26 protein-coding genes and 1 CRISPR repeat array are annotated in these 24,582 nt (G+C 47.2%); of the genes, 13 read left to right on the top strand and 13 right to left on the bottom strand.

The annotated features are described in order from the left end of the window. Positions 1-19: 19 nt before the first annotated feature. The 3 genes from LPQ35_RS04900 to glyS form a co-directional block, all read right to left on the bottom strand. On the bottom strand, positions 20-1,780 hold the full coding sequence (locus LPQ35_RS04900) for a VC_2705 family sodium/solute symporter (protein ID WP_193807575.1): 1,761 nt from the start codon (positions 1,778-1,780) through the stop codon (positions 20-22). A 5-nt stretch (positions 1,781-1,785) separates the two neighbouring features. Beyond that, positions 1,786-2,058 carry a sodium/substrate symporter small subunit gene (locus LPQ35_RS04895; protein ID WP_193807574.1) on the bottom strand — a complete coding sequence of 91 codons (273 nt, stop codon included), beginning with the start codon at positions 2,056-2,058 and terminating at the stop codon, positions 1,786-1,788. Positions 2,059-2,411: 353 nt separating this feature from the next. Then, entirely contained in the window at positions 2,412-4,109 is a 1,698-nt protein-coding gene (gene glyS / locus LPQ35_RS04890; protein WP_193807573.1) for a glycine--tRNA ligase, read from the bottom strand. Positions 4,110-4,559: 450 nt separating this feature from the next. After that, positions 4,560-5,394: direct repeats of the CRISPR family, unit length 30 nt; unit sequence GTTGAAATCAGACCTTTAAGGGATTGAAAG. Positions 5,395-5,486: 92 nt separating this feature from the next. On the opposite strand from glyS, the gene LPQ35_RS04885 reads away from it, so the two are divergent. The 8 genes from LPQ35_RS04885 to LPQ35_RS04850 all read left to right on the top strand — a co-directional run bounded on the left by LPQ35_RS04885 (position 5,487) and on the right by LPQ35_RS04850 (position 9,762). Beyond that, positions 5,487-5,621, top strand: a complete 135-nt coding sequence (locus LPQ35_RS04885) for a hypothetical protein (RefSeq protein ID WP_346297699.1) — start codon at positions 5,487-5,489, stop codon at positions 5,619-5,621. A 191-nt stretch (positions 5,622-5,812) separates the two neighbouring features. Further along, positions 5,813-6,112 carry a DUF167 family protein gene (locus tag LPQ35_RS04880; protein WP_193807572.1) on the top strand — a complete coding sequence of 100 codons (300 nt, stop codon included), beginning with the start codon at positions 5,813-5,815 and terminating at the stop codon, positions 6,110-6,112. After that, a complete protein-coding gene (locus LPQ35_RS04875; protein ID WP_193807571.1) occupies positions 6,090-6,476 on the top strand; it encodes a toprim domain-containing protein in 387 nt (128 codons plus the stop codon). Before LPQ35_RS04880 ends, LPQ35_RS04875 begins: the two co-directional genes overlap by 23 nt. A 36-nt stretch (positions 6,477-6,512) precedes the next feature. Next, positions 6,513-7,139 (top strand): RNA 2'-phosphotransferase, encoded by a 627-nt coding sequence (locus LPQ35_RS04870; protein ID WP_193807570.1) that lies wholly within the window; start codon positions 6,513-6,515, stop codon positions 7,137-7,139. Next, entirely contained in the window at positions 7,124-8,059 is a 936-nt protein-coding gene (locus LPQ35_RS04865) for a thiamine-phosphate kinase (protein WP_193807569.1), read from the top strand. The genes LPQ35_RS04870 and LPQ35_RS04865 overlap by 16 nt, the downstream gene beginning before the upstream one ends. 124 nt (positions 8,060-8,183) lie before the next feature. Next, positions 8,184-8,711, top strand: coding sequence for a hypothetical protein (locus LPQ35_RS04860; RefSeq protein ID WP_346297698.1), 528 nt, complete (start codon positions 8,184-8,186; stop codon positions 8,709-8,711). Between the two features lie 188 nt (positions 8,712-8,899). Beyond that, a complete protein-coding gene (locus LPQ35_RS04855) occupies positions 8,900-9,298 on the top strand; it encodes a rhodanese-like domain-containing protein (protein WP_193807897.1) in 399 nt (132 codons plus the stop codon). Further along, on the top strand, positions 9,268-9,762 hold the full coding sequence (locus LPQ35_RS04850) for a thioredoxin family protein (RefSeq protein WP_193807898.1): 495 nt from the start codon (positions 9,268-9,270) through the stop codon (positions 9,760-9,762). Before LPQ35_RS04855 ends, LPQ35_RS04850 begins: the two co-directional genes overlap by 31 nt. A 33-nt stretch (positions 9,763-9,795) precedes the next feature. Here the strand turns inward: LPQ35_RS04850 and LPQ35_RS04845 are convergent, their stop codons facing one another. Both LPQ35_RS04845 and LPQ35_RS04840 read right to left on the bottom strand, forming a co-directional pair. Next, positions 9,796-10,329, bottom strand: coding sequence for a hypothetical protein (locus tag LPQ35_RS04845; RefSeq protein WP_193807899.1), 534 nt, complete (start codon positions 10,327-10,329; stop codon positions 9,796-9,798). After that, complete coding sequence (locus LPQ35_RS04840) at positions 10,326-10,772, bottom strand: hypothetical protein (protein ID WP_193807900.1); 447 nt, start codon at positions 10,770-10,772, stop codon at positions 10,326-10,328. Before LPQ35_RS04840 ends, LPQ35_RS04845 begins: the two co-directional genes overlap by 4 nt. A gap of 417 nt (positions 10,773-11,189) precedes the next feature. On the opposite strand from LPQ35_RS04840, the gene proS reads away from it, so the two are divergent. Both proS and LPQ35_RS04830 read left to right on the top strand, forming a co-directional pair. After that, the gene (gene proS, locus LPQ35_RS04835) at positions 11,190-12,617 is read left to right on the top strand and encodes a proline--tRNA ligase (protein WP_193807901.1); all 1,428 of its coding nucleotides are present in this window, start codon (positions 11,190-11,192) and stop codon (positions 12,615-12,617) included. Positions 12,618-13,075: 458 nt separating this feature from the next. Continuing rightward, on the top strand, positions 13,076-13,879 hold the full coding sequence (locus LPQ35_RS04830) for an MBL fold metallo-hydrolase (protein ID WP_193807902.1): 804 nt from the start codon (positions 13,076-13,078) through the stop codon (positions 13,877-13,879). On the opposite strand, the gene LPQ35_RS04825 is transcribed toward LPQ35_RS04830, so the two are convergent. Continuing rightward, positions 13,874-14,722 carry a flippase-like domain-containing protein gene (locus tag LPQ35_RS04825; protein ID WP_193807903.1) on the bottom strand — a complete coding sequence of 283 codons (849 nt, stop codon included), beginning with the start codon at positions 14,720-14,722 and terminating at the stop codon, positions 13,874-13,876. The genes LPQ35_RS04830 and LPQ35_RS04825 overlap by 6 nt on opposite strands. 54 nt (positions 14,723-14,776) lie before the next feature. Here LPQ35_RS04825 and LPQ35_RS04820 point away from each other — a divergent pair, with 54 nt between their 5' ends. Together LPQ35_RS04820 and LPQ35_RS04815 are read left to right on the top strand one after the other, a co-directional pair. Continuing rightward, on the top strand, positions 14,777-15,460 hold the full coding sequence (locus LPQ35_RS04820) for a glycosyltransferase (protein WP_193807904.1): 684 nt from the start codon (positions 14,777-14,779) through the stop codon (positions 15,458-15,460). After that, complete coding sequence (locus tag LPQ35_RS04815) at positions 15,457-16,167, top strand: DUF2103 domain-containing protein (protein ID WP_193807905.1); 711 nt, start codon at positions 15,457-15,459, stop codon at positions 16,165-16,167. The genes LPQ35_RS04820 and LPQ35_RS04815 overlap by 4 nt, the downstream gene beginning before the upstream one ends. Here the strand turns inward: LPQ35_RS04815 and LPQ35_RS04810 are convergent. From LPQ35_RS04810 to LPQ35_RS04785, 6 genes are read right to left on the bottom strand one after another with little or no spacing between them, the layout of a single operon-like run. Further along, positions 16,153-16,860 (bottom strand): molybdenum cofactor biosynthesis protein MoaE, encoded by a 708-nt coding sequence (locus LPQ35_RS04810; RefSeq protein ID WP_193807906.1) that lies wholly within the window; start codon positions 16,858-16,860, stop codon positions 16,153-16,155. The two genes, LPQ35_RS04815 and LPQ35_RS04810, sit on opposite strands and share 15 nt — an antisense overlap. Before the next feature lie 4 nt (positions 16,861-16,864). Then, positions 16,865-17,347: a YfcE family phosphodiesterase gene (locus LPQ35_RS04805; RefSeq protein WP_193807907.1), complete on the bottom strand. Its 483-nt coding sequence runs from the start codon at positions 17,345-17,347 to the stop codon at positions 16,865-16,867. Continuing rightward, positions 17,347-18,174 (bottom strand): mechanosensitive ion channel domain-containing protein, encoded by an 828-nt coding sequence (locus LPQ35_RS04800; protein ID WP_193807908.1) that lies wholly within the window; start codon positions 18,172-18,174, stop codon positions 17,347-17,349. The genes LPQ35_RS04805 and LPQ35_RS04800 overlap by 1 nt, the downstream gene beginning before the upstream one ends. After that, positions 18,171-18,890: a DUF432 domain-containing protein gene (locus LPQ35_RS04795; protein WP_193807909.1), complete on the bottom strand. Its 720-nt coding sequence runs from the start codon at positions 18,888-18,890 to the stop codon at positions 18,171-18,173. Before LPQ35_RS04795 ends, LPQ35_RS04800 begins: the two co-directional genes overlap by 4 nt. A 4-nt stretch (positions 18,891-18,894) precedes the next feature. Next, positions 18,895-20,883 (bottom strand): type II secretion system F family protein, encoded by a 1,989-nt coding sequence (locus tag LPQ35_RS04790; RefSeq protein WP_193807910.1) that lies wholly within the window; start codon positions 20,881-20,883, stop codon positions 18,895-18,897. After that, complete coding sequence (locus tag LPQ35_RS04785) at positions 20,849-22,450, bottom strand: ATPase, T2SS/T4P/T4SS family (RefSeq protein WP_193807911.1); 1,602 nt, start codon at positions 22,448-22,450, stop codon at positions 20,849-20,851. The genes LPQ35_RS04790 and LPQ35_RS04785 overlap by 35 nt, the downstream gene beginning before the upstream one ends. A 106-nt stretch (positions 22,451-22,556) precedes the next feature. Between LPQ35_RS04785 and LPQ35_RS04780 the strand changes: the two genes are divergently transcribed. Further along, a complete protein-coding gene (locus tag LPQ35_RS04780; RefSeq protein WP_193807912.1) occupies positions 22,557-24,029 on the top strand; it encodes a 2-isopropylmalate synthase in 1,473 nt (490 codons plus the stop codon). On the opposite strand, the gene LPQ35_RS04775 is transcribed toward LPQ35_RS04780, so the two are convergent. After that, a complete protein-coding gene (locus LPQ35_RS04775; protein ID WP_193807913.1) occupies positions 24,026-24,511 on the bottom strand; it encodes a DUF2284 domain-containing protein in 486 nt (161 codons plus the stop codon). The two genes, LPQ35_RS04780 and LPQ35_RS04775, sit on opposite strands and share 4 nt — an antisense overlap. Between the last annotated feature and the right edge of the window lie 71 nt (positions 24,512-24,582).

Here is a 24,582-nt window from a genome sequence, read left to right as displayed (position 1 = left end):
AATAAAAATATTTTTGAGTTCACTCTGGTATTTTCATCCTGTCAACGAACTCAATGATTTCTGGTGTATTGGCCTTTTCACCTCCAGTTGCAAGACTGACGACCACTGAGACCACGAGGTTCACGAGGAAACCAACGACACCCCATGCGATCGTACCGATCTTGGCACCTGCGATAACCACTGGCTGCCATCCAAGCAGACCAAGACCGAGCACGTATGGCAGTGCAACGGCCATACCGATGAACATTCCTGCTATCATTCCCGTCCTGTTAAGTCCTTTCCAGAAGATACCCAGTATAACCGCTGGTGTGAAAGAGCTGGCTGCAAACACGAAAGCCCATCCGACGAGCAGTGCAACATATTTGCTGAACGTTGGATCCTGTATGGCTCTTGCACCTGCTCCTGCTGAAATCAGAGCCAGCAGCAGGAGCATTCCTCTGCCTATCCACACTTCTCTCTCTTCTGAAACGTTCGGGTTGATGAATCTCTTGTAGATGTCTCTTGTGGCACCAACTGTCATGACCATCAGGAGACCGTTGGCCGTACTCAGCGCAGCCGCAAGACCACCGACAGCAACGACGACAGCAACCCACCAGGCAAGTCCCCACATGTCTGGCATTCCTATAACAACTATATCCTTGTGGAATGCCAGTTCTGCAGGATCAAGCAGACCGTTGGCGTTTTTATCGACTATGTGAATAAGTCCCGTTGGCATCCACTTCTCAATCCAGCCGACAGTCTGCGCCTGGTCAATTGGCATTCCCCAGACGTTTGAGAAGGCATATCTTGCAAGGATGGCGTAAACTGGGGCGGTAAGGTAGAGAAGTGCGATGAATGTCAGACCCCAGCCAACTCCGTACCTTGCCGTCCTGACGTCCTTAACCAGATAGAACTGAGACAGCACATGTGGAAGCCCGACAGTTCCAAGCATCAGTGCCAGAGCACCTAATATCCAGTTTACAAGCCCGCTTCCGCCAGCAAATCCAACCTTGAATGGTTCGGTGAATGGTTTAAGTCCAAACGCTACCTCTCTCGCCTCAAGCTGTGAGAGAAGGCCACCATAGCCGATGTGAGGCCAGGGCTTGAAGATTCCAGCCTTCGCTGCTGCGAGCAGGAATCCGATCCAGTATGCCACAATCAGAACCCAGTACTGGGTAACCTGAACCCAGACGACACTTCTCCATCCTCCTGTTCCTGCGAAGAGTATGACGAACAGTGAACCGAGCATCGCACCTATAATAGCACTGATACCGAGGAATCTTCCGATGATGACACCAGTTGCGACAAGCTGTGCGACAAGGTATGTGAACGAGACGATGAACAGCATGAGAACGGCTATGAGTCTCGCAACAGGCCATCCACCGGCTCTTGTCTCAATGAACTCTGGAACGGTGTATGTTCCTGACCTTCTCACGAACGGTCCAATAAGCACAGCGGCAATAACGTAACCGAGAGTCCATCCTATAATATACGGCAAACCATCATAACCAAGAATGGCAATAGCACCTGCCATCGACACAAAAGATGCACCACTCATCCAGTTCGATGCTATCGATGATCCTATCGGTATGGCTCCGACATCTCTCCCTGCAACATAGAACGCCTCTGTGGTTGCTGATCTCATTATCAGAGCGACTGTAACGTAGATAAGCACTGATCCAAACACTGCAACTGCACTTGCTGCACCAATATTTCCTGCTGCTGCCAGCGCTCCAACCACTATAAAGTAGATCAAGAATATACCTGGAATGGCAATTTTTGGCTCATCAAAAATACCCATCTATATCACCCCTTTCCGAGAATCTCTCTATCCCACTTATCCATCACTATCGCATACGCAAATATCAGGACAATTCCAAAAACGACAGCGACGAAAGCGGCGTTGAACCAGTGCAGTGGAATCCCTCCCAGTATGTATATCTTGCTCGTTGTTGCTACTGGAAGGTGCATCCAGAACGCTGGAATTGTCCACAGCAGCAGAATTGCGATGGTCAGCGACTTCATTTTGCCCCAGTATTCTCTGAATTGCTCCTCACTTATTTTTCCTTCCTCCACCATATACTCACCTTCCGGCTAATTGTATGCGATTTGTAATTAAAAATAGTGTTATATTTAAAGGTTTCGCTATTTATCACATATTATCATTATAAACTTTACGTTAGATGTACTTTTGCATGGGAGCTCTTTAAGCAGCTTGATTCGGATATACGGAGATTAAATGGGTTTTTGCTGTAATCAGTCCATTTCAATACGCTTAAAAATGAATCAAATTCTGATGAGCTGCTATGTTCTCCAATACATATTGAATAGCGCGATAATATAATTTTGCCGTAAAATTCATGGAAATCAGCTAACTTTCGTAAATACAAATTTGATAAATAAAATTTTAATTATGAAACTAAATAAATAAATCAGCTTTTGAAAATCTCTCCAAACTCTTTCAGGTCTTTTTCTGTGGCCAAAAGCTCTTTAAGAACTTTGACGAGCCCGGATTTTTCGACCCTTATCTGGGCGGTCGAATCTCTATCTCTGATTGTTACAGTACCATCTTCAAAGGTCTGATGGTCGACAGTTACGCAGAAAGGTGTTCCAATTTCATCATATCTTCTGTATCTCCTCCCTATGCTACCCGTTGTATCAACCTCGGTGAATATTCCGCTTTCTTTAAGAACATCTGCGATCCTTTCCGCTTCTCTAACAAAGTTGTCTCTTGATAGCAGAGGTAGAACTGCAACCTGCACCGGAGCAAGCCACCTTTTCAGTCTGAGGACCTTTCTTTCCTCTCCATCCACGTAATCAGTGTCGTAACAGTGTTCAAGAATTGCGTAGGTAATTCTGTCGAGGCCAAACGAAGGCTCTATGACGTGTGGTGTTACCTTCTCTCCATGTATCTCCTCCTCAACTTCCCTGACCTCATAGAAATCTGCTGGCACTCTAATTTCTTCACCGTCTATAACAACCAGAACATCTCCCTCGGCGTTTTCCAGCTTTTCAAGCTCTTCGGCAATTCTCCTGGCCTTATCCCTGAAAACGGGACCGAGTTTGGAAATGTTTGGAATAACTTTCTGTCTTTTTATTTTTACCGGTTCATCAAATGGTACGAATACGCTCAAGTCTTCCTTGCTGTATTTGGCATGTCTCGAAAGATCGTAATCTGTTCTGTCTGCAATCCCCACAATTTCAATCCAGCCGTAGCTGAGTTCTACCTCGGCATCCCAGCAGTCAACGGCATAATGTGCCCTCTCATCATCCTTGTGCTGTCTGAATCTCAGTCTTTTCTCGTCTATCCCAGCTTCGAGCAGAAATCTCCTTGTTTTTCCGATAAAATACGCCAGAAGCTCGTGGGCAATAATGCCCTTTTCAACAGCCTCTCTCAGGCTGATTCTGTGCTCTTTATCGAATTTATCTACGAGAGTTACAACATCACCTGCGTATTTGTAAAAATCAGGGTGCTTCTTTTCACCCGGATGGCAGAAGAATTCTAGCTCGGCCTGGTTGAATTCTCTCAGCCTGATAACGCCCTGTCTGGGGCTGATTTCGTTTCTGTAGGCTCTGCCTATCTGGGCAACACCGAAAGGAAGCTTGTGCCTGAAATAATCTGAAAGTCGTTTGAATGCTATGAAGATTCCCTGGGCAGTTTCAGGGCGGAGATATCCCTTCTTTCCTCTTCCCGGACCTATCTTTGTTTCAAACATCAGATTGATGTGCTCCGGCTTTTTGAACTTCCCACCACACTCGCATCTCAGGTCGAACTCACTGACGACGGATTTCACAGCCTCTATGGTGGGATCCACTTCGAGGTTCAGTTTTTCCTTCACGTAGTGATCAGCCCTGAAGACCCTTCCGCACTCTGAGCATTCAATGGCAACATCTGTAAATCCCTCAGCATGGCCAGAAGCTATGAAAACATCCTCAATGCCGACTGTGGGCGAATCTATCTCAACGCTTCTCTCATTGATCACGAAATACTTCCTCCACAGGTCTTCAACCTTTCTCCTTAACCCGTTACCGAGAGGACCGTAATCGATGAATCCAGCCAGTCCGCCGTAAATCTCAAATGACTGCCAGAGAAATCCTCTTCTTATCAGCATTTCCATAATCTGGCTCATGGGCTTTACTTCCCGGTGTAAGATTTAAAGATTTTCATGATTTTTGCAGAATTCCTGTGGCCATATCGGGAGTGGATATGGTGTTTTTATTCCAGACCGTATCTTCCAGTTTCAGGTTACGATGGTTTCCAGATGTTTTTCTTGGAAACAGAGCTTTCTGATAGAGTCGCAAATCTTTTAATCCATCATTTTTATAGTAAAACCTTTTAATTTTCACTTCCTTCTTTCCAGAATTCGGGCCAGATTATTTTTATCTCCCTTCTCTCCCCAGACAGAATTAATCAGTTTCAGAATAGAACCTTCTAAATAACCCGAATTCAAAAACAAACCCCAGAATAAAAGTCGCATAACGTTATAAATAACCTGCATCACTGGGGGTTCGCTGCGGTATTTAAATGAAAGAAGCGAGAAGAAAGCTTTTTAAAGGATTTTAAGGGTATATTAGCGGAGGTTGAAATCAGACCTTTAAGGGATTGAAAGGTATTGCAGCGCCAAATAGCGCTCCAGCAGTGTAGAAGTTGAAATCAGACCTTTAAGGGATTGAAAGGTATTGCAGCGCCAAATAGCGCTCCAGCAGTGTAGAAGTTGAAATCAGACCTTTAAGGGATTGAAAGGTATTGCAGCGCCAAATAGCGCTCCAGCAGTGTAGAAGTTGAAATCAGACCTTTAAGGGATTGAAAGGAATTCAATCCCCTTTCCAGTCCTGTAAGCTATGTCTGCAATGGTTGAAATCAGACCTTTAAGGGATTGAAAGAACGAGGATGAACTCAAAGCTCTTATTGAGAAATGGTGTTGAAATCAGACCTTTAAGGGATTGAAAGAACGAGGATGAACTCAAAGCTCTTATTGAGAAATGGTGTTGAAATCAGACCTTTAAGGGATTGAAAGCATGAAGAAACATCACATGGGAAAGATGAGCAAGGAGAGTTGAAATCAGACCTTTAAGGGATTGAAAGATGTTCTTGTTGTTGTGTTACAGTATGTGGTAAGTTGAAATCAGACCTTTAAGGGATTGAAAGCTTGTAAGGGCTTACGCAAACCTCACTGAAGTAAAACGTTGAAATCAGACCTTTAAGGGATTGAAAGGCGTTGACGGGCAGCGTACAAAGCTCCACTGGGGAAGGTTGAAATCAGACCTTTAAGGGATTGAAAGTACGCATGTAAAGAGCTGAAAGAGGATTTGATTAAGTTGAAATCAGACCTTTAAGGGATTGAAAGTAGTAATCCTTGTGCTTCTTTATACCTATATTAATAGGTTGAAATCAGGCCTTTAAAGGATTGAAAGAAAGTTGTTGTTGCAGATTACCGGGCGCATCTGTTTTTTGCAAGAACTGCTGATGATAGTCGGGAATCCACAGGAAATAATAGGGTTGGAGGTTGTGTGCCCTTCCTGTAATTGGGACGTCTCCAGTGGAAATCATGGGGTGGGGGACACTGAAACGCTCTGTGGACATGAAGTGTGGTAATGCCGGGGACAGATACATTCTCCTCGCGGTTTCGGTAAACGACTGAAAAAGAATTCGGGTACCGTTCCGGGATCTCCATGAGAAATAAAGGGGTTGGGGGCCACCAGTTGCAACCATTGTTTAATCGGTGTTAAATTTTGTCATTCTGGACTCAGGGATGATGAAGGATGTTTTATGGGATTGACATCGAGGCTTTCAGATTCAATGGCAGGGTCGTTGTGGTACTGGCATGACCGGATGAAATTTAAACCTTTCAGGCAAATTCTGAATGTGGAGGGTGTGAGGATAAAGGTTCATGTATCTCCCAGATCAAAGAGGGCGGAAATTGCCGGGTATGATGAATGGAAGAAAGCCCTTCTCGTAAAAGTTCGCTCCCCACCTGAGGGGGGGAAGGCAAACAGGGAAGTAGAGGAACTTCTTTCAGAATTTTTCAATGCACGAGTTGAGATTGTTTCAGGCCACAGGTCGAGGGACAAGCACGCCGTTGTTTACGGTTTAACTGAAAATGAAGTCCATGATAGGATTAAAGGACTTTGAGAAGCTGCTCAGGCTCATTGAAGAGCTGAGAATTGAATCGGAAAGAGGGGCAGTCATCCTTGTGGAGGGCAGAAAAGACACGTTTGCTCTCCGAAAGCTCGGAGTAAAGGGAGAAATCATCGAAACCTCAACGGCATCCAACCATTCCATAGTCGATGCTGTTGGGGAGAGGAAGGTTGTGATTTTCACGGACTGGGATAGTAAGGGAAGGAAACTCAAAACAAGACTTTCAGAGCTGTTTCGAGATGCAAATACCGGGATATGGAAAGGAGTTTCGGCGATAACAGGCAGATACATACACTCTGTTGAGGAGCTTCCAGGCCTCATTGAGAGCCTTTACATATATCACAGAAAAAGGATGTAACGTCACGTATTTATCTTTCCGTGTCAATTTAATTCTGTGGATGCAGGGTACTGTGAGAAATGCGGGTTCTTTGAGTACAGATGTGGCTGTGGGAGGGGAAAGATTCTGATAAGTGGCAGAGACAGAGTAAGAGTTAGCAAATTCTTAAGCGGGCTGCTGAGACACTATCCTGACAGGTTTGGAATAGCGCTGGACAGAAGAGGTTACGCTAAGCTTGAGGACGTGCTGGGTGTTCTAAGAAAGAGGTACGGTATTGGGGAGATGGAACTCAGAGCCATAGTCGAGCTGGATAGGAAGAGGAGGTTTGAGCTTGTTGATGGAAGGATAAGGGCCAGATATGGCCACAGCGTGGATGTTGAAGTGAGGTGGACTGAGGATAAGAGCATCCCCGAAAAGCTGTATCACGCAACCTCACCGGAAAATCTCGGTTCAATTCTGAAATCCGGTCTGCTCCCGATGAGGAGGAGAGAGGTGCACATGACCGCAACTCCTGAGGAGGCTGTTGAGGTTGGAATGAGACACTCGAACGCACCCGTTCTCATAGAAATTGACGCTGGGGAGATGGTGAAGGATGGAATTGACGTGAGGAAAAAGGGCAGAGTTTTCACGGCTGATCGTGTCCCTCCCGATTATTTAAGGGTGGTTGAATGGAAGAAGACATAATAAGAGCAGGATTCAGGGAGATAAAACGAAAATCCGAAGTTTTCGGTGATGATGCCGGGGCATTCGGAATCGGGGATGGATGGCTGGTTGTAACAAATGACATGCTGGTGGAATCGACGGACGTTGTGGCTTCGATGTCTCAGGAGGACATTGGCCTCCGGGTTGTTACAATGAATGCAAGCGACCTTGCTGCGATGGGCGCAAGACCGCTTTACTTTGCTTTCTCTGTGGGGCTGAAGGAAAGCGATGAAAGATCTGCGAGAAAGCTGTTCAGGGGAATTCAGCTGGGTCTGGAGATGTACGGGATGAGCTTAATCTCGGCCGACACGAACCAGTCAGATGAACTGATCATAGACGGAATTGCAGTTGGTATGGCAAAATCACTGATGCTAAGGAAAAATGCCAGACCCGGGGAGCTTGTGTGCGTTACAGGAGACCTTGGAAAACCTCTATCAGCGCTGTTAATTGAGCTGAAGGGAATGGAGGCCGATGAGGGGCTTAGAAAAAAGCTGTATGAGAAATTCCTGAGACCGGTTGCGAGGATAGAGGAGGGCATAACACTGGCAGACTTCTCCAGATGTGCGATTGACATAAGCGATGGGATGGTGAAGGAGCTTAAAGCAATCAGTGAGGCAAGCAGTGCAGGAATTGTTATCCGGGAAGAGGAGCTTCCGATTTCAGATGAAGTTAGAGAGTTCTGCAGGATTAACGGGCTTGATGCATATCTCATAGCAATGAATTCCGGTGAGGAATACGAGCTGATATTCACGATTGATAGGGACAAAATTTCCAGCTTAGAAATCGAGTTTACGGTAATCGGCGAGGTTGTGGAGGAGAAAGGAGTCTGGATTAAAAAAGGCGGGAAAACGGAACGTGCTAAGGATTTTTCGTGGAGGCATTTCTCTAAGGAATTATTTTGACAACCTGAACCATCCCCTCCCCCAGTAAACCGTTCTGAAACATCTCCTCCCCATTCCACACCTCGTTTTCACCCCCAAGACCTATTGCCTCTGAGCACATACTAATGCTCAGAGGTGATGTGAGATGAAGAAGAGTGGTTTGATAGCGGGTGTGGTTGTAGGCCTGATGGCCCTTGCGGTGTATACAGCTTCAGCCCACATGGGTGGGTTTGGATATGGATTTGGCATGCCGGGCATGATGGGACCCATGATGGGTTACGGCTATGGATATCCCATGATGGGCGGGTATGACGGAGATGAGGGATACGTCCCTTACGCCTACGGAAACCAGGGACAGGCTGAGCTGGTCGATGTCAGTGGAAAGGTGTCGACCGTATACCCCATGGGAGTGGTGCTGGACAGTGGAAAGTACGTGACGATGCCATGGTGGTTTGCAGCCAATCTTGGAATAAAGCAGGGAGATGAGGTCAAGGTTAAGGGCCTGGAATACGGGAACTCGATAATTCCTGTGTACATCGAGGTTAATGGTCAGAGCCTTGGAGATGAGAACTCGAACATTCCAGTATGGATGCAGGGAGTTCAGGGCTTCTCACCTGGATACGGCTACGGCTATGGATACGGCTACGCCCACTGCCCCATGATGGGGTGGTAGCATTTCTCAAATTTTTAATGCCTCTTTTCAAAACTTCTGAGCTTTCGGTTTTTCAAAAAATTATTATACACTAAGTGTAAAATAAGATTGATGATTGCGAAAAGTTATGGAAAAACGCCTGACAAAGACTCCGGGCAGTATTGGCCGTGTGTTGTGTGTAGCAGAAAGCTTCTAAAGGAGGTGATGCTGTGAACTCGAAAATTATTACCGCTGCAGTCATACTCGCAGTTGTTGCATATCTGCTCTACACCAGCTACGTTCTGTTTCCGAAAAAAAGGGCATACCAGTCTGTTTCGCCGGAAGAGTTCTACCGCATGATACAGAGCGGAGACGTTTTTGTCATAGACGTGCATGTTCCCAAACAGAAACCCATCCCGGGCACGAACGCATGGATTCCCTACGACAGGATTGAGGAATATTCTAACCTGCTGCCGGAAGACAAGTCCACGAAGATACTGGTATACTGCAGAAGCGGGCACATGAGCAAGATGGCCGCTTCAAAGCTTGCCCAGATGGGCTACGAAAACATCTACGAGCTTGACGGTGGTGTCATCGCATGGCAGGAAGCAGGGTTACCATATTCATAGCATTATTTCTCATTTTATCAGGGCTGCTCGTCATTTTAAAAAATCCGACAGAGGATAGCTCAGATTTACCCGTCAAATTTTATTCCTACAGCGAAGGTCTCAAAATCGCTGAGAGAGAAAACAGGCCTGTTCTCGTCTACATACACTCCGACACCTGCCACGTGTGCAAAGCATTCCTTGAAGACCTGAAGAAGTATGAGGACCTCCAGAATGCCATAAACAAATTCGTGCCGGTGAAGGTTGACTTCAACAGCGAAAGGCTCCTCGCCCTTAAATTTGGAGCGACGGGCACACCAGAATTCTACGTTCTCTATCCCAACGGGAGCATCATGGAGATAAACGGAAGAAAAATGGCATTCATAGGTTATTCCGGCTCACCGGACAACGAAGCAATGAGAAAAACCCTGATATCGTTCCTCGAAGCAGCAATTCAGCAGTGGAACGCCATGAGGTCTGCCTCCTAACCTCCTGCAATTACCATTTTTTGTAAAAATGAATTAAAAGTATCTGTAGGGCTTTGAGACATACCACAGCAAAAGAACGGCTGCTGAAAGAACGAGCAGAGCGTTCCTCATTTTCAGATAATCCACCACCATCAGCTTTGAGAGCAAGGCATCTTCAGAGTAAAGGTTCCATCTCTGGACTATTGAGAGCATCCATGCAACCCCGACAACGCTCGATGCCGCACCTATCAGAAAGAAGAGTTCGGTGTACTGAGACAGGAACAAACCCAGACCCACTCCGGCGAACGGTATGAAGTCAGTTACGTGGTGCAGACAGCATGCAACCATGCTTCCCGCCGTTACAGGAGTGCTTGCAACGGCATTGCAGCTTTTGCCAAATGACCTTATGTGGGTGTAGAGTGCAATCTGGATGCCAAAGCCAGCATCAATCACGGCAATGTACGGCAGGTAATTTCTGAAATTCCAGTAAACCGCCTCAGTCCCACCAGCAAGGTAATTTATGGAAGCGTAGAAAACAAGCAGTAAAATTGAAGAGATAAACCCGTAAACGATCCTCCTGTCGATCATATTCTCCACTCCAGAACCCTTGTGCTGTCCAGCTCGATTACGAGCTTGAAGTTCCTCTCCTTTTTAATCAGTTCCAGCGCGCTTTCGGGGAAAGTGAATACCCCGTATCTGTGATGCCCCCACGAGCTGTCATCCTCCTTCCACTCAGTGGGTCTGTACCTCTCCCCGCCAACCTCGAGAAACGTCTTGTTCAGCATGTCGTAGGTGTAAAGGTCCCCGGAGTGGGTATCAAGTCTGACATATATCGCAGGCTTGCTCATGTCCGGATACATCGGATTGAGAAAGACTGCAGTAATCTGAATGTTTCCGGGACTTATCTTTGTCAGATCCTCCTCACTCAATCCCTCACCAAAGCCTGACGTTCCTGAAGTGTTTTTGAAGGACAGCAGAACCACTGCGACTCCCAGAACGACAATCAACAGAGCTACTTTCCTCAAGTCCATATTTTACATTAGACGTAAAACAGTATAAAAATATTTCTACACCACCATCCGCCACATCAACCGATCTGCCGGCATACTGGAGTGGTGCATCAGCATACAATTTTACGCTGAGTGTAAAATAATTTCGGTACCATGCTGCCCAACCAGATCACCAAGACCTGCCATCCATAATTGAACTCCATGCAATCGTAACTCTTTCTCGCCCAAGGGACAAATAGATTACCGTAAGAGCGTGTACAAACGGATGAATTGAGAATGTACATCATAAAAGGCGTTTTTTAGCAGGCAGGAGATTGTATGCCAACGCCAAAGGTACTGAGGTGGAATTCGGAGCGAGTGGGTTTTTCAGAATTGCCTGAATCGCATTAAACACTCAAATCAAAAAAGTTTTAATAACTCCCTTGGCTGCTGGTAATCATGCTTCCTCCGAAATCAAACTTCTCAGAGTGGTATCACGAGATAATCCAGCATGCCCAGATCATGGACATAAGGTACCCCGTGAAGGGTCTTTACGTGTGGTTTCCCTTCGGGTTCAAACTCAGAAAGCTCGTGTACGGAAAGCTCAGAGAGATAATGGACAGAGAGCATGACGAGGTTTACTTCCCTGCTCTGATCCCGGAAACAGAGCTTGGGAAGGAGGGGCAGCACATAAAGGGTTTCGAGGATGAGGTTTACTGGATTACCCACGGAGGGATGGATGAGCTTGATGTGAAGCTCGCCCTGAGGCCAACAAGCGAGACCGCCATGTATCCGATGTTCAGGCTCTGGATAAGGAGCCATGCGGATCTGCCGCTTAAGGTTTACCAGGTGGTGAACGTTTTCAGGTATGAGACCAAGCACACCAGACCTCTGATCAGGCTCAGGGAGATTACCTCGTTCAAGGAAGCCCACACAGCCCACAGAAATTATGAGGAAGCTGAAGAGAACGTTAAAAAAGCCATCAGCTCATACAAGGAGTTTTACGATTCCCTCGCCATTCCGTATTTCGTGATCAAACGGCCGGAATGGGACAAATTCCCGGGAGCCGATTACACCATTGCCTTCGACACGATTATGCCGGACGGCAGAACCCTGCAGATCGGCACCGTTCATCACCTCGCCGACAACTTTGCAAAAACGTTTGACATAAAGTATGAAACTCCAGAAGGGGACCACGCCTACATACACCAGACCTGCTATGGAATCTCTGAGAGGTGCATTGCCTCGCTCATAAGCATTCATGGCGATGACGTCGGACTCATCCTGCCGTTTGACTTTGCTCCCCACCAGATCGTGGTGATCCCCATCCTCTACAAGGGCAAGGAAGAGCTTGTCATGAATGTTGCGAATCGGGTATATGACAGGTTGAAGAGCATGGGCTTCAGAGTTGTCATGGATGACAGCGACGACAGACCCGGAGCGAAATACTACAGGTGGGAGCTTTTCGGAGTGCCTCTGAGGATAGAGATAGGCCCGAGAGAGGCCGAGAGCAATGAGGCGGTCATATCATTCAGGGACGAGAAGGTCAAGAGGAAGATTTCCATCGAAGAGCTTACAGAAGACAGCATAAAAACCTGGGCAGAGGAGATGCACGAGAGGCTGCGAAGGAAAGCCCTTGACAGCCTTGCAGAAAAAACAAAACTTTTTGAGAGCATCAGCGAAATTAAGGAGTGGATTGGCAAGGGAGTGGCGCTCACGTACCTCTGCTCCAGCACTGAATGCGGAGAAGAGCTTGAAAGCCTTGCAGGAGCGGGAGTTCTCGGAGAAGTGCTCGAATTGCCAGAGGGTGTTGAAGCTGAAAAGGATGGCAGTTGTGTAATCTGTGGAAGACCAGGAAAGCTGAACGCCATCGCTAAAAGTTACTGACCACCTTTTCCAATTTGTTTTTTAGCCCCGTTTTCAGTTCAGAATCTCGCATTCTCAAGCAGTGCATTTCAAAATTGCTGTCGAGCCTGTTTCATGTGTACCTCCCCACAAAGACAAATTCCGGATTATTGTCCCTCCACACCGTGACAGATTTCAATTAAACGTGTCCCCCGAAGCTAACACCATCCCTCACCGCAGGCCCACGCCATCTCAGGATGGCTGACCGTTCGGGGCTGTCCCATGTCGGGGTTGCCCTAAAATCATCGGAGGAGCATTTGCTCCCGCTCATCCAGGGACCATGCGACATGGTGTAACCCCAACGCTTGCAGGGAGCTTCATCGCAAGCCTTGCTTTCTCCACCCCCTCCCCGGTTGGGGCAATAAAAATATAGCACTTAAAGGATAATAAATGTTGCCTTGGCACAATTTTTTTCAATTTTCAATGAATAATCATACACCATGGACGCAGAAGTTATCGAGCTTTCAGATTCCTTAAAGCTCTACAGAATTGGACATTTCAACTACTACGTCTTCAGCGGAGAAAAGAACGTCCTCATAGAGGTTGGATGGAGCTGTGTTGCTGAAAAATTCCTCGAAGTTCTTGAGGAGGACATAGACGCTGTCATACTCACCCACGCCCACTCAGACCACATAACCGGCCTGCCCAGAATTCTCGAACAGTACCCTGACGCCGAGGTTTTTGCGCATGAGAACGTTTCGAGGCTCTTTCAAAGGGAGAAGGTCGTCAACCTCTGGCTCCAGGAAGATGCGTTTGTCTGCGGTCATGAAAGCAAAACTGAAAACGGTTTCAGGGTGGATCGGACAGTAAGCGAGGGAGATTACGTTTACGGGCTTGAGATATACGAGGCCACGGGCCACTCACCGGATTCTATCATAGTCTACCACAGAAAGAGCAACGCCCTCCTCATATCTGACTGCTTCGGATTCGTCACCTCCTCTGGAGTCCATGCTCCGCTGTTTTTCTACAGCTTTGAAGAATACCTGAAATCCATAGACAAGATTGCCTCGTTCAGACCCGAAATTCTGGGTCTGGGACACATACACGTTTTCAGAGGAAGAGAGTGCGATGCCGTAGCGAAAAAAGCCAGAGAAGAGACATTGAAAGCCAGGGAGCTTATAAGGTCAGGTGCAAGCGATGAAGAGCTTTACGAGAGGTTCATAGTCGGAGAACTGAGGCTGTATCCGGGAGAGACCATGCTGAACTCGGTAAAAATACTGAAGAAGAGAGTCCTCGAATCATGAACCTCTTTTTTCCATTACCACAGCCAGTCCCGGCAGATCCGCAGCAACCGTTGAAACCCGGACCAGGATGGAATGAGCAACTCCAGCATTCAGATTGCTGGAGATGGCAGAGACCAGCAGAGCAGAGCCTGATTCGAAAACTCCGAGCCCGGCAGGGGTTAGAGGGACGAACATCAGGAGAGTCGCAAGGGGCTGAATGAGCATGGCCTGAACGAATTTTGCATCAATTCCAGCGGAAAGGAACAGGTAATACCACTGGAGCCCGGTCAGCAACCACCCCGCAAGCGATATCAGAACAATGAATGGCGTATGTCTGGCGGTTTTCCTTGCATGAATTCTTATTTCTCTCAGCCTGCCAATGTCCGGAGGGATGTCAGACCACAGGTAAATTATCGCCGCCACCGTGAGCAGGGCGGGGAGTGCGAGAAGGTAAATCTCCTCAGGCTTCAGAAAATAAACCACTGCAAGTGATGCACCGAATATCTTGACAACCAGCTCCACCGCCTGGGATGACAGGATTACACCCATGAATGCGTCCGCATTCATCCCGTATTTCTGAGCGAAGAGCGGTGCGGAGAAGTACCCAACCCTGCCGGGTGTGAAATCTCCAAGAATCATACCTGCAAAATGTGCCTTCGCAACATCGATGAATTCAGAGTGCTGTCCTGATTTCACCAGAAGGTAGTGAATCCTGAATGAGAGGATGAGATTCAGCAGAATGTAGAAAACAACTCCGTAAAGGAAGTAAACAGGATTTGCACTGAGAAGATACTGGAGCGAATCCCTGAAAAGGAAAACCAGCATGACGACCAGTACCAGCCCCACAGCAAGTCTGAAACGCATTGATGTAGTAAACAGGTTATAAACTTTAAATATTTCGAGTCAGACTTTCGTCAAATGATATCGATAATATTTCCGGCATACAACGAAGCGGCAAGACTGGAAAAAGCGTTTGAAAGCGTAAGAGAATACATGACCGATAATTTTGACGAATTCGAAATAATTATAGCTGAAGACGGCTCCACAGACGGCACGGACAGAATAGCAAGGAGCCTGGAGGAAAAGTACTCTTTCGTCAGGCACCTGCACAGTGAGGAAAGGCTTGGAAGAGGAAAAGCTCTGAACAACGCCATAAAGAACTCCAGATACCAGTTTGTCCTATACATGGACGTTGACCTGTCCACAGATCTCCAACACATAAAAGACGTGTACAATGCCCTCGAAAGCGGTTACGACATTGCCATAGGGTCAAGACTCATGAGGGAAAGCTCCGCCAGCAGACCATTTTCAAGGGACTTTCCCTCGAAAACCTACAACTTCCTCGTGAGAACACTGCTGGGATCAAAAATTCACGACCACCAGTGCGGATTCAAGGGCTTCAGGAAGTCGAGCATCATCAAAATAATAGACAGAATAGAGGACAACCACTGGTTCTGGGATACTGAACTGCTGGTTCTTGCCCAGCGAGAGGGGCTGAAAATAAAGGAGATTCCGGTAAGATGGGAACACGGCGGTGATTCGAAGGTGAGTGTTGCCAGAGACAGCATATACATGCTCAGAAACATACTCAGAATGATATGAAATGCCGGTTCTGCTTTTCAGAGCTTGAAGAAGAGTTTGACTTCTGTCTTGTCTGTGGCAACCGCAACCTGAAGCTCGCAGGACTTTTTGCAGAATCTGGAAGGCTGAACCTGGCATTATTTGGAGACGTGCAGAGAACGCTGACCTTCAGGATTTACGGTGAATGGGAAAGCCTGAGAAACACCTTTGAGGTTATCTGGGAAAAACTGCACAGAAAAAGAGCAGACAAGCTGTATCTGTCAGGAGAAAGCAGAGACATTATCTCTGAAACCGAGAGAATACTCAAACTAAACGCCCTCTACCCCCTATATATTTCTGTTCTTGAACCGATGGAGATGAATGAATTCCTCAGAACTCTGAGCGAGTTTATGATGAGTTCAGGAGAGATGGAAAAAGTGCATTTAAAGCCAGAGAGCAAGATAGGCGGGGCACATTCGACAATCATAGGCGGGCGGGAAGGGAGGGGGCTTGTGATGAGGATAGCAGAATCAGAGTTCGTGAAAAAGATTGTGCCGGGAGTGATAGAGAACAAGGGAACCACCACGGGCAGTGTAAGGTTAAAGCTCACAAGAAGCGACGACAGAGGAAACATAAGGGCACTGCTCATCCACGGAGGGAGTGTCCAGCAGATTCACGTGATTACGACGGCAAGAAACAGAGAAGAGGGAGAAATGCTGATAAAAATGCTCCGCTCACTCCTTCATTAAATCCCTGTCGTGTGCCCAGATCTCTCCGTCGATATAAACCTCCTTCTTCCAGACTGGAAGCTTTGCCTTGAAAAGCTCTACAGCCCTTTTCAGAGGTTCCCACAGATGTTTCCTGTGTTCAGCCATGACTGCAACGTAAACTATATCCTCTCCAGGAACGAGGGTGCCAACCCTGTGGTGGATTCGAACCCCCCTCACACCATCATATTTCAGAATTTCCTGCTCTATCTCTTTCCTGACCCTTTCAAAGAGTTCATCGTACTTCTCGTACTCGAGCCTGACCACTTCCTTGCCCTCTGAAATTCTCCTCACGAAGCCGACGAAAATCCCGATAGCCCCGGAAAACTCCGCTCCAGCACTCTCCTTGAGTTTCCGCATTATGCTCTTTATGGTCTCGCAGTCATCAGCGTATTCAGCTTCATCAGCACTCTCAATCTCCGGAATTTTGATGCCCAGATTCTCGACCTCTTCCTTCAAAAACCCCTTCAGCAAGGCGTAATCATAACCGAGGTCTGCAAGAATCTCAAGCATATCCCTGAGATTTCTCGATTTTACGGTAAAACTCACGCAGTTTTCACCGAAAAGAACTTTTTCTCCCTGTGGATTGCCTTTCTCGATTATTATTACTTTCCCCTTTTTCTCGAGCTCCCCAATGATCTTTTCTGCACTGCCACTGACGATGCACACCTTCATGACATCACCCGATCAGCTCTCTTCTTATTTCTACCTTTCCTTCGTCAATATCGATGACCGCGCAGCTTGGAAGAGAGAGTCTGGGCCTTGTGGGACTCCCGGGACAGAGGACCCTGACCCTGCCAAACTGCTCGGAGTGAAACCGGTGGATGTGGCCGAAAATCACAAGCCCGGCACCAAACTCCATGGCTCTGTAGGCAAGGTCATGAAACTCGTGATCGAAATGCCCTGCATGCGTGAGAAACACCCTGACTCCATCAACCTCAAAGACCTCAAATTGATTCAGTCTCCTCCTAACCTCGGGGTCGTCGCTATTTCCGTGGACTCCGATGAACTCATATTCCGAAGACATTACATCGACGACCTCAATAGTCGTGTAGTCTCCCGCATGGACAATCATATCGGCAGCATCAAATAGACCGATCAGCGAGTCCGGAAGGTCCCGGAAATTCTCAGCATGTGTATCCGAGACTGCAACAACCCGCATCACTCACCTCTCCTGTGTTTCATCTCAGGCTCATTAGCAAACCAGATTACTCTCTGAGGGAACGGAATCTCGATGCCATTCTTCTCCAGCTCCTCCTTGATTCTGCTCAGCAGGGCCATTTTCACATCATACCACACCTGCACGGGGGACCATATTCTCACAACGATGTTCACCGAGCTGTCACCGAGATCGTTCACAAAAATGGCTGGTGCCGGATTTTTGAGTGCGAATGGCTCCTTTTCTATGACTCCCCTTATTATCTCCACAGCCCTGTCAACATCATCCGAATACCTTATCCCTATTACGTACTCGAACCTCCTCGCCACATTTCCAGTGAGGTTCGTTATTTCACTTGTGAAGAGAGTATTGTTGGGTATCCTGACATAAAGCCCGTCATACGTTCGGACGATTGTGGACATTATCCCTATGTCCTCCACATAACCCGATATGCCCGCAACGCTGATCTGATCTCCGATTTTCACCGGTTTCTCCCACAGGATGAAAATGCCGGAGATGAAGTTGGACACCACACTCTGGCTGGCAAAACCGAGAACTATACCGGTAATTCCACCTGCAACAAGAAGTCCTGATGGGTTCAGGCCCAGAAACGGCAGGGCCGTAAGGAACGCAACAAGAACTATGATGTAGTAAACCACCTTTAAAACAAGCTCCCTCTGATTTTTCTCAATCCTGTCGCCAAGTGTTCTCCTCAAATTGGTTGTAAGCACTTTTGCCAGAAAAACACCAAACGAGATTATGAATATGGCAATCAGGAAATTCCCTATGGTTACATCGCCGTATATCTTGACACCGAGCAGGTCTATCATACGCCCCACTCCATGAAAAATCTCTTGGTAACCACAGGCACTTTTCTCGGTGTGAACACCTCCACGCTCTTCCTCATACCATCCCTCATCGTATCCATCAGGAACTTCGTCTCGGCAGAGACTTTCGAGAGTATCTCCATCTCGGCATTTGAGAACACCATCTCGTCGCTGTAGTAAATCTTCATGAGGTAGACGTTGAATACTGCTCGGCTCACCTCCACCCATTCGCCAAAGTTGTTCCGTATGGATATCCTCATGATCCCCTCTTCAAGCGGATTCCTTTCAGGCAGGTTGGTGTACAGCTCACTTTCCCAGTACCTGCACACCACCCCGTTTCTCGGATCCCCGTAAAGACTGTACTTCAGATTGACATTTGAGAAAACATCAATCAGCTCGATATCACCCTTCCCAGTTGTAAAAACTCCAATTTCCACAGGAAAAGTCGTGAAGAAGGTTTTTCTGTGTCCCGGTTCGATTAACAGCGTATTTTTGAAGTTTATCTCAAGGTAATTGGTAACGTTTTTTGGAAGATTTACGGGCTCCACAGGATTCACTGCAATTTTACCCTCCCTCGATGCGAGAACCTTTTCCACCCTACCATCCTTAGATTCCCTGATGTACCTGAACACCTCAGACTCCTTCACAATCCTCAGTGTGTGCCTCCCAAACTTCAGTTCCATTTCCTGCAGGGGATATACCCCGTAACCCACCTTCATCTTCTCAGAACCCCACACCAACAAAGTAAACGAAAACCAGCAGCGCAGAGACCACCATGAAAATCGAGTGTTTTATTCCAGACCTCAGGCTTCCTGACCCCATGACTCCAGCAACAAGTCCGCTGAAAAGCCCGTTAAGGAGGCTTGCGTGGTAGAAGAGAGTTGTGGTTTCAGAGACGTTAAGAGAGGCAAAGTAAACTCCCGAAACCGACTGAGGGACTGTGATGTTCGAGAAGACCTTGATGAAATTCTGGTTGAGTATCACAATCGTGAACAGGAAGACGTAAAAGGTAACGTAGACTATGACCGTATAAACAAACATCTCGTTCGCAACCCTCTTTCTGAATTCAAGAAACATCTCAGCATCCGTTGCTGCGGTGAAAATGGCGGCCTTTACATTGTCCGTGGCTTCAAGAGCCTTCACGAGGATGGATATGACCTTCCCCACGACCGGGCTGCCCACCCTCTCCTCAAACCTCAGAAAGGCTTCAGTGGCGAGCCTTCCCCACTCTATGTCCTTCCGTATGTTGGATATCTCCCTCGTCAGGGCCCCGAGGTCAGACATTGAAAGAACCTTGAGGGCGTTCACGAGTGTTAGACCGCTTTCATTAAGACTGCCCAGCTGCTTCAAAAGGTCCGGCAGTTCATTTTCCATTTTTCTGAGTTTCACAATCCTGATTTCATACAGTATCGTGTATGGTATCGCCACAATCAGAAGCACAGTCACAAGAAGTGTTTCTATTCTCAATTTTCCGTAAACAATTGCTGAAAACAGCAGTGCCGCCGGAATGGTTGCTGCAAAAGTGTAATGGGGATTTCTCAGGATTAGATCGATATTGAAAATCTTTTTCAGATCAGATTTCAGCCTTTTCAGCAACCTTGCCAGTCTACCCTTTGACCGGTATCCTGAAACTCTGTCCACAGAGATTATCTTTGCTCCAATGAAAAGAGGAGTGGACACCCTCTCAACCCAGCCCCCTTCCTCACGCTTCATCATTGAGTTTATGAGCCAGATGAACATGACCGCACCGATGGGAATGTAGCCATACACGATCAGCTTCGAAAAAGACGATTCCGCACCACCCATCATACCCAGAAGTATGAACACGATCAGCGAGAACAGGGGAGCCACAACGAACATGGCCACATACACTTCTCCAAAGATTTCAAGCGTGTTGATGAATATCTCGTAGTACCTTTCCCTTTCCTCAATGAAGTGGGAGGACTTGAACTCGAGAAATTCGCTGACCTTTCCGCCGCCCTCAACAACACCGATCATGTCCTCGAGAAACTCGGAGAGTTTCGAGGATGGTGTGGTGTTGGAAACAAACCTCATTGCGGATATGAGGTCCCTGTGGAAAACACTCACCTCTCTGTATATAATCGAAAACTCCTTTCCCACCTCTCCCGTTATCGACCTTTCCTCGGCAATTGTCTTTATGATTTCGAGCAGCGAAGCCCCACCCTTTGACATCCCCAGCATTATGTTCACAACGTGGGGCAGGGTTGATTCTATCTTGGACCTTCTCTGTACCAGAACAAGTCTCGGATAATACAGAATTGCCAGCCGGGATAGTATGAAAAGAAGTGCTGTCATGGCCGTCAGCACGATAAGTTCGAACACAAAAACGTCCGGTTTCTGAAATGAAATCCTGATGGGTATTTCATGATAGCTGGCGATGTCGACGGGGAGAAAGGACAGGCCACCTGTGTAGCTGGCATAATAGTAACCGAGGACCTTGGCCACCGAGTAGGAAAACACTATGTACAGCGGGAGAAGGACAAGGGGATAAAATGTGGCTATCGCCAGATATCTCGGAACAGTTACGGGCAATCTCGAGGAGACCAGTGTCTTTTCAAGATTGTGGTATCTATCCCGGTCCCTCTCATACCTCTTCCTGAAATACCTGACAAATGGCCTGGGAGCGTAGACTGTAAATTTTTCCCTGAAAGTGTCCTCAGAGTTGGATCGTCTGTCCTGCATCAGTGTCATGGGCCTCTACCTCTCTATATATCATTTCGAACGGCTGGCCGGGGTTGAGATAGTATGCATGGAACATGTGGGTGAGCTTGATGTAGTCCCTGACGTTATTTTTATCGAGGAACTTCAAAAATTCCGCCCTTCTTTTCAGCTCCCCCTGCACCTCATCATAGCTTTCGCCCCTGATCATGGCGATTTTCTCCAGCTTCTTTGAGGGGTTGATGAGGTAATAAGCATCATCGTAAGATGACCAGCGAACAAATTCATTGATGAGGAGTTCCTTCTCATTCGGATCTATTCCAAGGAACTCGTAAATTGCTTTCGCCCTCCTTCTCCTCACGCTTTCCTTCGTCCACTGGGTCTGAACCACCACTATGTCGAGGAACTGTATCAGGCTCCTGGGAACGTTCAGAGGTTCGCTCTCAAGCCTGTAGATCACCTGATAGACATCGCCTGCGTGAAGTGTAGAGTAGGCAGCATGACCCGTTGACATTGCCTGAAACAGTGTCTGCGCCTCTATGCCTCTGATCTCTCCCACAACTATGTATTCAGGCCTCTGCCTCATCGCAGCCTTGAGCAGATCATACATGGAAATGATGTTCTCATCACCTGTCGTAACCTCTCGAGTGACTCCGGCGATCCAGTTTTCATGGTAGAGGACGATTTCTCTTGTGTCTTCTATGGATACCACCTTCACGTCCGGAGGGAGAAACATCAGTATTGCGTTGAGGGTTGTTGTTTTCCCCGCTGCGGTTTCACCAACCACCAGAATGTTCAGCTTGTTCTCTATTGCGAGCCAGAAATACGCCATCTGCTCGTAGGTGTAGGTGCCGAACCTTATGAGGTCTATGGGTGTGAGTGGTTCTTCCGTGAATTTTCTGATCGTGAATGAAGAACCTCTCGGTGTGATTTCTGTGCCATACGTGGCCTGCAGCCTGCTCCCGTCGGGCAGTGTCGCATCGATTATGGGGTTCCCGTAGCTTATGTGCTTGCCGGACATCTGAACGAGGGACTGAACGGTTCTGTCAAGCTCAACATCGCCGAAAATGATGTTCGTGGGTATGTTGCCATATCTCTTGTGATAAACGTAAACGGGTATGTTGTATCCGTCGCAGCTTATATCCTCGATATATGGATCATTTACAAGCGGATCGATCTGCCCGAAGCCAATAAAATCCCTGTAGAGATAGTAAAGGTACTTCAACCTCAGAACCGGGTCGAGTTCAACCGCAAATTCATCGACAACCTCATTGAATGCTGAGAGGAGAATCTTTTCCTTCTGAAACAGGTCAGTAACCACATCCTTCAAAACCAGAATGTTCGTAAGCTCAAAATAAATCCTTTCAAGGAGCTGAAACTCGTCAGGGTTCAGCGTAGGCTCCATCGTGTTGTACTTCAGTTTGTTCGTATCCCTGTCAAGTATAATCTCAGCCGCAACAAAAGGCCTGAAAATCCAGTAACCCTCTCTGATTACCCCCTGAGCCTCCGTTCCCAGGTCCTCGATGATCTCCTCTTCAGACACATACTCCAGAAGATGCTTTTTGAGAAGCGGATAATACCTGGTGCTGAGCGTAAACATACAATCTTTTATTTTCTGTTAACAATATATAAATGTTACATTAACCTCACAGCATAACGCATTTTAGAGATTAATTTTTTATAGCATTTTTAAATGGCTTAAAGAGATGACTGTGAGAATCCTTGACACAACCCTGAGGGATGGGGAACAGACACCGGGCGTTTCACTCAGCGTTGAGCAGAAACTGATGATTGCTGAAGCCCTTGACAAGATGGGCGTTGACATAATTGAAGCTGGCACGGCAATAGCGTCTGAAGGAGAGTTCCAGGCGATAAGGGTCATAAGTGAGGCTGGTTTGAAAGCTGAAATTTGCAGCTTTGGAAGGATTAAATTCGAGGATATTGACGCTGCCGCAGATGCGGGAGCGGATTCAATCTTCATGGTCGCACCCTCATCAGATATCCACATCTCAAGCAAGTTCCCCGGAAAAACGAGAGATGAAATTGTTGAAATGTCCGTGAAGGCCATAGAATACGCGAAGGAGAGAGGTTTGATCGTCGAGTTCGGTGGAGAGGATGCGTCAAGAGCAGATTTTGAGTTTCTGATAAAACTGTACGACAGTGCTGTGGAGGCAAACGCAGATCGTCTGACATTCACAGACACCGTTGGTGTATTCACCCCAGAAAAGGCATTCGAAACCATGCAAAGGCTTAGGGAAAGATACAGCATCCCGGTGGCATTTCACGGCCACGACGATTTTGGACTTGCTACAGCAAACACGGTTTTTGCTGTGAAGGGTGGAGCAGACGAAATACACGTTGCCGTGAACGGTCTTGGGGAGAGAGCCGGTAACGCAGCGCTGGAAGAGGTTGTCATGGCTCTTGAGTTCCTCTACGGTGTTAAAACGAAAATCAACAAGCAGATGATTTATCCCGCATCCCAGCTCATAGAGAAGCTCAGCAGAGTGAAGGTACCTCCAAACAAACCCATTGTTGGAGATAATGCCTTCACACACGAAAGCGGGATACACACTTCTGCACTTCTCAAAAACTCGCAGACATACGAGCCAATATCTCCCGAGATTATCGGAAGAAAGAGACTCATCGTCCTCGGAAAGCATGCCGGCAGAGCAAGTGTTGAGATGATAATGAAAGAACTTGGCTACAAGGCAACTCCGGAGCAGATGAAGGAGATACTTTCGAGAATAAAGGAGGTCGGAGACAGGGGCAAGAGGGTAACGGATGCGGACATCAGAACAATAATAGAAACCGTCCTCCAGATCAGAAAGGAAAGAAAGGTGGAGCTTCTCGATCTGTCCATCGTGAGCGGTGTGAACCTGATGCCCACCGCCAGCATAAAGCTCAAGATTAACGGCAAGGAAGTGATAGAGGCAGGAGTTGGAACGGGTCCGGTAGATGCAGCCATAAACGCAATAAAGAAGGCAATAAAGGACTTTGCAGACATAGAGCTTGTGGGTTATCACGTCGATGCGATTACTGGAGGCACAGATGCGCTTGTTGACGTAATAGTACAGCTGAAAAAAGAGGATAAAGTTGTAACTGCGAGAGGTGCGAGGACCGACATAGTGATGGCGAGCATTGAAGCTTTCATCGAGGGTCTGAACATGCTGATAGACTAATCGAGCAGTATCACCGCAACGCTCCTGCTGTCACCAATCCTGATGCCAAACTGGGAGACTATGATACCCATCGATGAAACGGACGGCCTGACCCTCTCTTTTTTCACACACTCTCCTGTTTTCTCATAGGAACATTCATCACACAGATCACATCCCCCGGGGAAAAGGGCAAAGGCGAGGGGATACCTTTCCAGCAGTCTGGATTCCAGTTCAGGTAAGAGCTCCTGCATTCTTCTTTTGTCCTCCATGTAATCCCTGAAGAAGTAAGTGATAGCCACTGCCTTCCTGTAAGAGCCGATAAATTCTGTGAAGTTTTCAGGCACCTCAGGCGGGCAGGAATATCTCTTGCCGTAATACATGCAACCGAACTTGCACTTCCATCTCGTTCTCGAGTCCGTTTTGATTTTTTCAACCTCTGAGATGCTATCAACCCTGATTCCCTTCCTCTCTGCCATTTCTGCAATAAGCTCAACCAGATCCATGGAGAAGGTTTTATGCGAATTAAAAAAAATAACGCAGGAAGTTTTTAATACTTCAAAAACCGAAATTCCTT

It is taken from the genome of Geoglobus acetivorans, from assembly GCF_039641995.1.
GTDB classification, from domain to species: domain Archaea; phylum Halobacteriota; class Archaeoglobi; order Archaeoglobales; family Archaeoglobaceae; genus Geoglobus; species Geoglobus acetivorans.
Note: the sequence above shows the minus strand (reverse complement) of the source record. Positions and strands in the feature narration are given on the sequence as shown.

What these genes read in the sequence shown, in the direction of transcription:
- LPQ35_RS04900 (WP_193807575.1), bottom strand. Translation starts at nt 1,780, where the DNA reads ATGGGTATTTTTGATGAGCCAAAAATTGCCATTCCAGGTATATTCTTG.
- LPQ35_RS04895 (WP_193807574.1), bottom strand. Translation starts at nt 2,058, where the DNA reads ATGGTGGAGGAAGGAAAAATAAGTGAGGAGCAATTCAGAGAATACTGG.
- glyS (WP_193807573.1), bottom strand. Translation starts at nt 4,109, where the DNA reads ATGAGCCAGATTATGGAAATGCTGATAAGAAGAGGATTTCTCTGGCAG.
- LPQ35_RS04880 (WP_193807572.1), top strand. Translation starts at nt 5,813, where the DNA reads ATGAAATTTAAACCTTTCAGGCAAATTCTGAATGTGGAGGGTGTGAGG.
- LPQ35_RS04875 (WP_193807571.1), top strand. Translation starts at nt 6,090, where the DNA reads ATGATAGGATTAAAGGACTTTGAGAAGCTGCTCAGGCTCATTGAAGAG.
- LPQ35_RS04865 (WP_193807569.1), top strand. Translation starts at nt 7,124, where the DNA reads ATGGAAGAAGACATAATAAGAGCAGGATTCAGGGAGATAAAACGAAAA.
- LPQ35_RS04860 (WP_346297698.1), top strand. Translation starts at nt 8,184, where the DNA reads ATGAAGAAGAGTGGTTTGATAGCGGGTGTGGTTGTAGGCCTGATGGCC.
- LPQ35_RS04850 (WP_193807898.1), top strand. Translation starts at nt 9,268, where the DNA reads ATGGCAGGAAGCAGGGTTACCATATTCATAGCATTATTTCTCATTTTA.
- LPQ35_RS04845 (WP_193807899.1), bottom strand. Translation starts at nt 10,329, where the DNA reads ATGATCGACAGGAGGATCGTTTACGGGTTTATCTCTTCAATTTTACTG.
- LPQ35_RS04840 (WP_193807900.1), bottom strand. Translation starts at nt 10,772, where the DNA reads ATGGACTTGAGGAAAGTAGCTCTGTTGATTGTCGTTCTGGGAGTCGCA.
- proS (WP_193807901.1), top strand. Translation starts at nt 11,190, where the DNA reads ATGCTTCCTCCGAAATCAAACTTCTCAGAGTGGTATCACGAGATAATC.
- LPQ35_RS04830 (WP_193807902.1), top strand. Translation starts at nt 13,076, where the DNA reads ATGGACGCAGAAGTTATCGAGCTTTCAGATTCCTTAAAGCTCTACAGA.
- LPQ35_RS04825 (WP_193807903.1), bottom strand. Translation starts at nt 14,722, where the DNA reads ATGCGTTTCAGACTTGCTGTGGGGCTGGTACTGGTCGTCATGCTGGTT.
- LPQ35_RS04820 (WP_193807904.1), top strand. Translation starts at nt 14,777, where the DNA reads ATGATATCGATAATATTTCCGGCATACAACGAAGCGGCAAGACTGGAA.
- LPQ35_RS04815 (WP_193807905.1), top strand. Translation starts at nt 15,457, where the DNA reads ATGAAATGCCGGTTCTGCTTTTCAGAGCTTGAAGAAGAGTTTGACTTC.
- LPQ35_RS04810 (WP_193807906.1), bottom strand. Translation starts at nt 16,860, where the DNA reads ATGAAGGTGTGCATCGTCAGTGGCAGTGCAGAAAAGATCATTGGGGAG.
- LPQ35_RS04805 (WP_193807907.1), bottom strand. Translation starts at nt 17,347, where the DNA reads ATGCGGGTTGTTGCAGTCTCGGATACACATGCTGAGAATTTCCGGGAC.
- LPQ35_RS04800 (WP_193807908.1), bottom strand. Translation starts at nt 18,174, where the DNA reads ATGATAGACCTGCTCGGTGTCAAGATATACGGCGATGTAACCATAGGG.
- LPQ35_RS04795 (WP_193807909.1), bottom strand. Translation starts at nt 18,890, where the DNA reads ATGAAGGTGGGTTACGGGGTATATCCCCTGCAGGAAATGGAACTGAAG.
- LPQ35_RS04790 (WP_193807910.1), bottom strand. Translation starts at nt 20,883, where the DNA reads ATGACACTGATGCAGGACAGACGATCCAACTCTGAGGACACTTTCAGG.
- LPQ35_RS04785 (WP_193807911.1), bottom strand. Translation starts at nt 22,450, where the DNA reads ATGTTTACGCTCAGCACCAGGTATTATCCGCTTCTCAAAAAGCATCTT.
- LPQ35_RS04780 (WP_193807912.1), top strand. Translation starts at nt 22,557, where the DNA reads ATGACTGTGAGAATCCTTGACACAACCCTGAGGGATGGGGAACAGACA.
- LPQ35_RS04775 (WP_193807913.1), bottom strand. Translation starts at nt 24,511, where the DNA reads ATGGATCTGGTTGAGCTTATTGCAGAAATGGCAGAGAGGAAGGGAATC.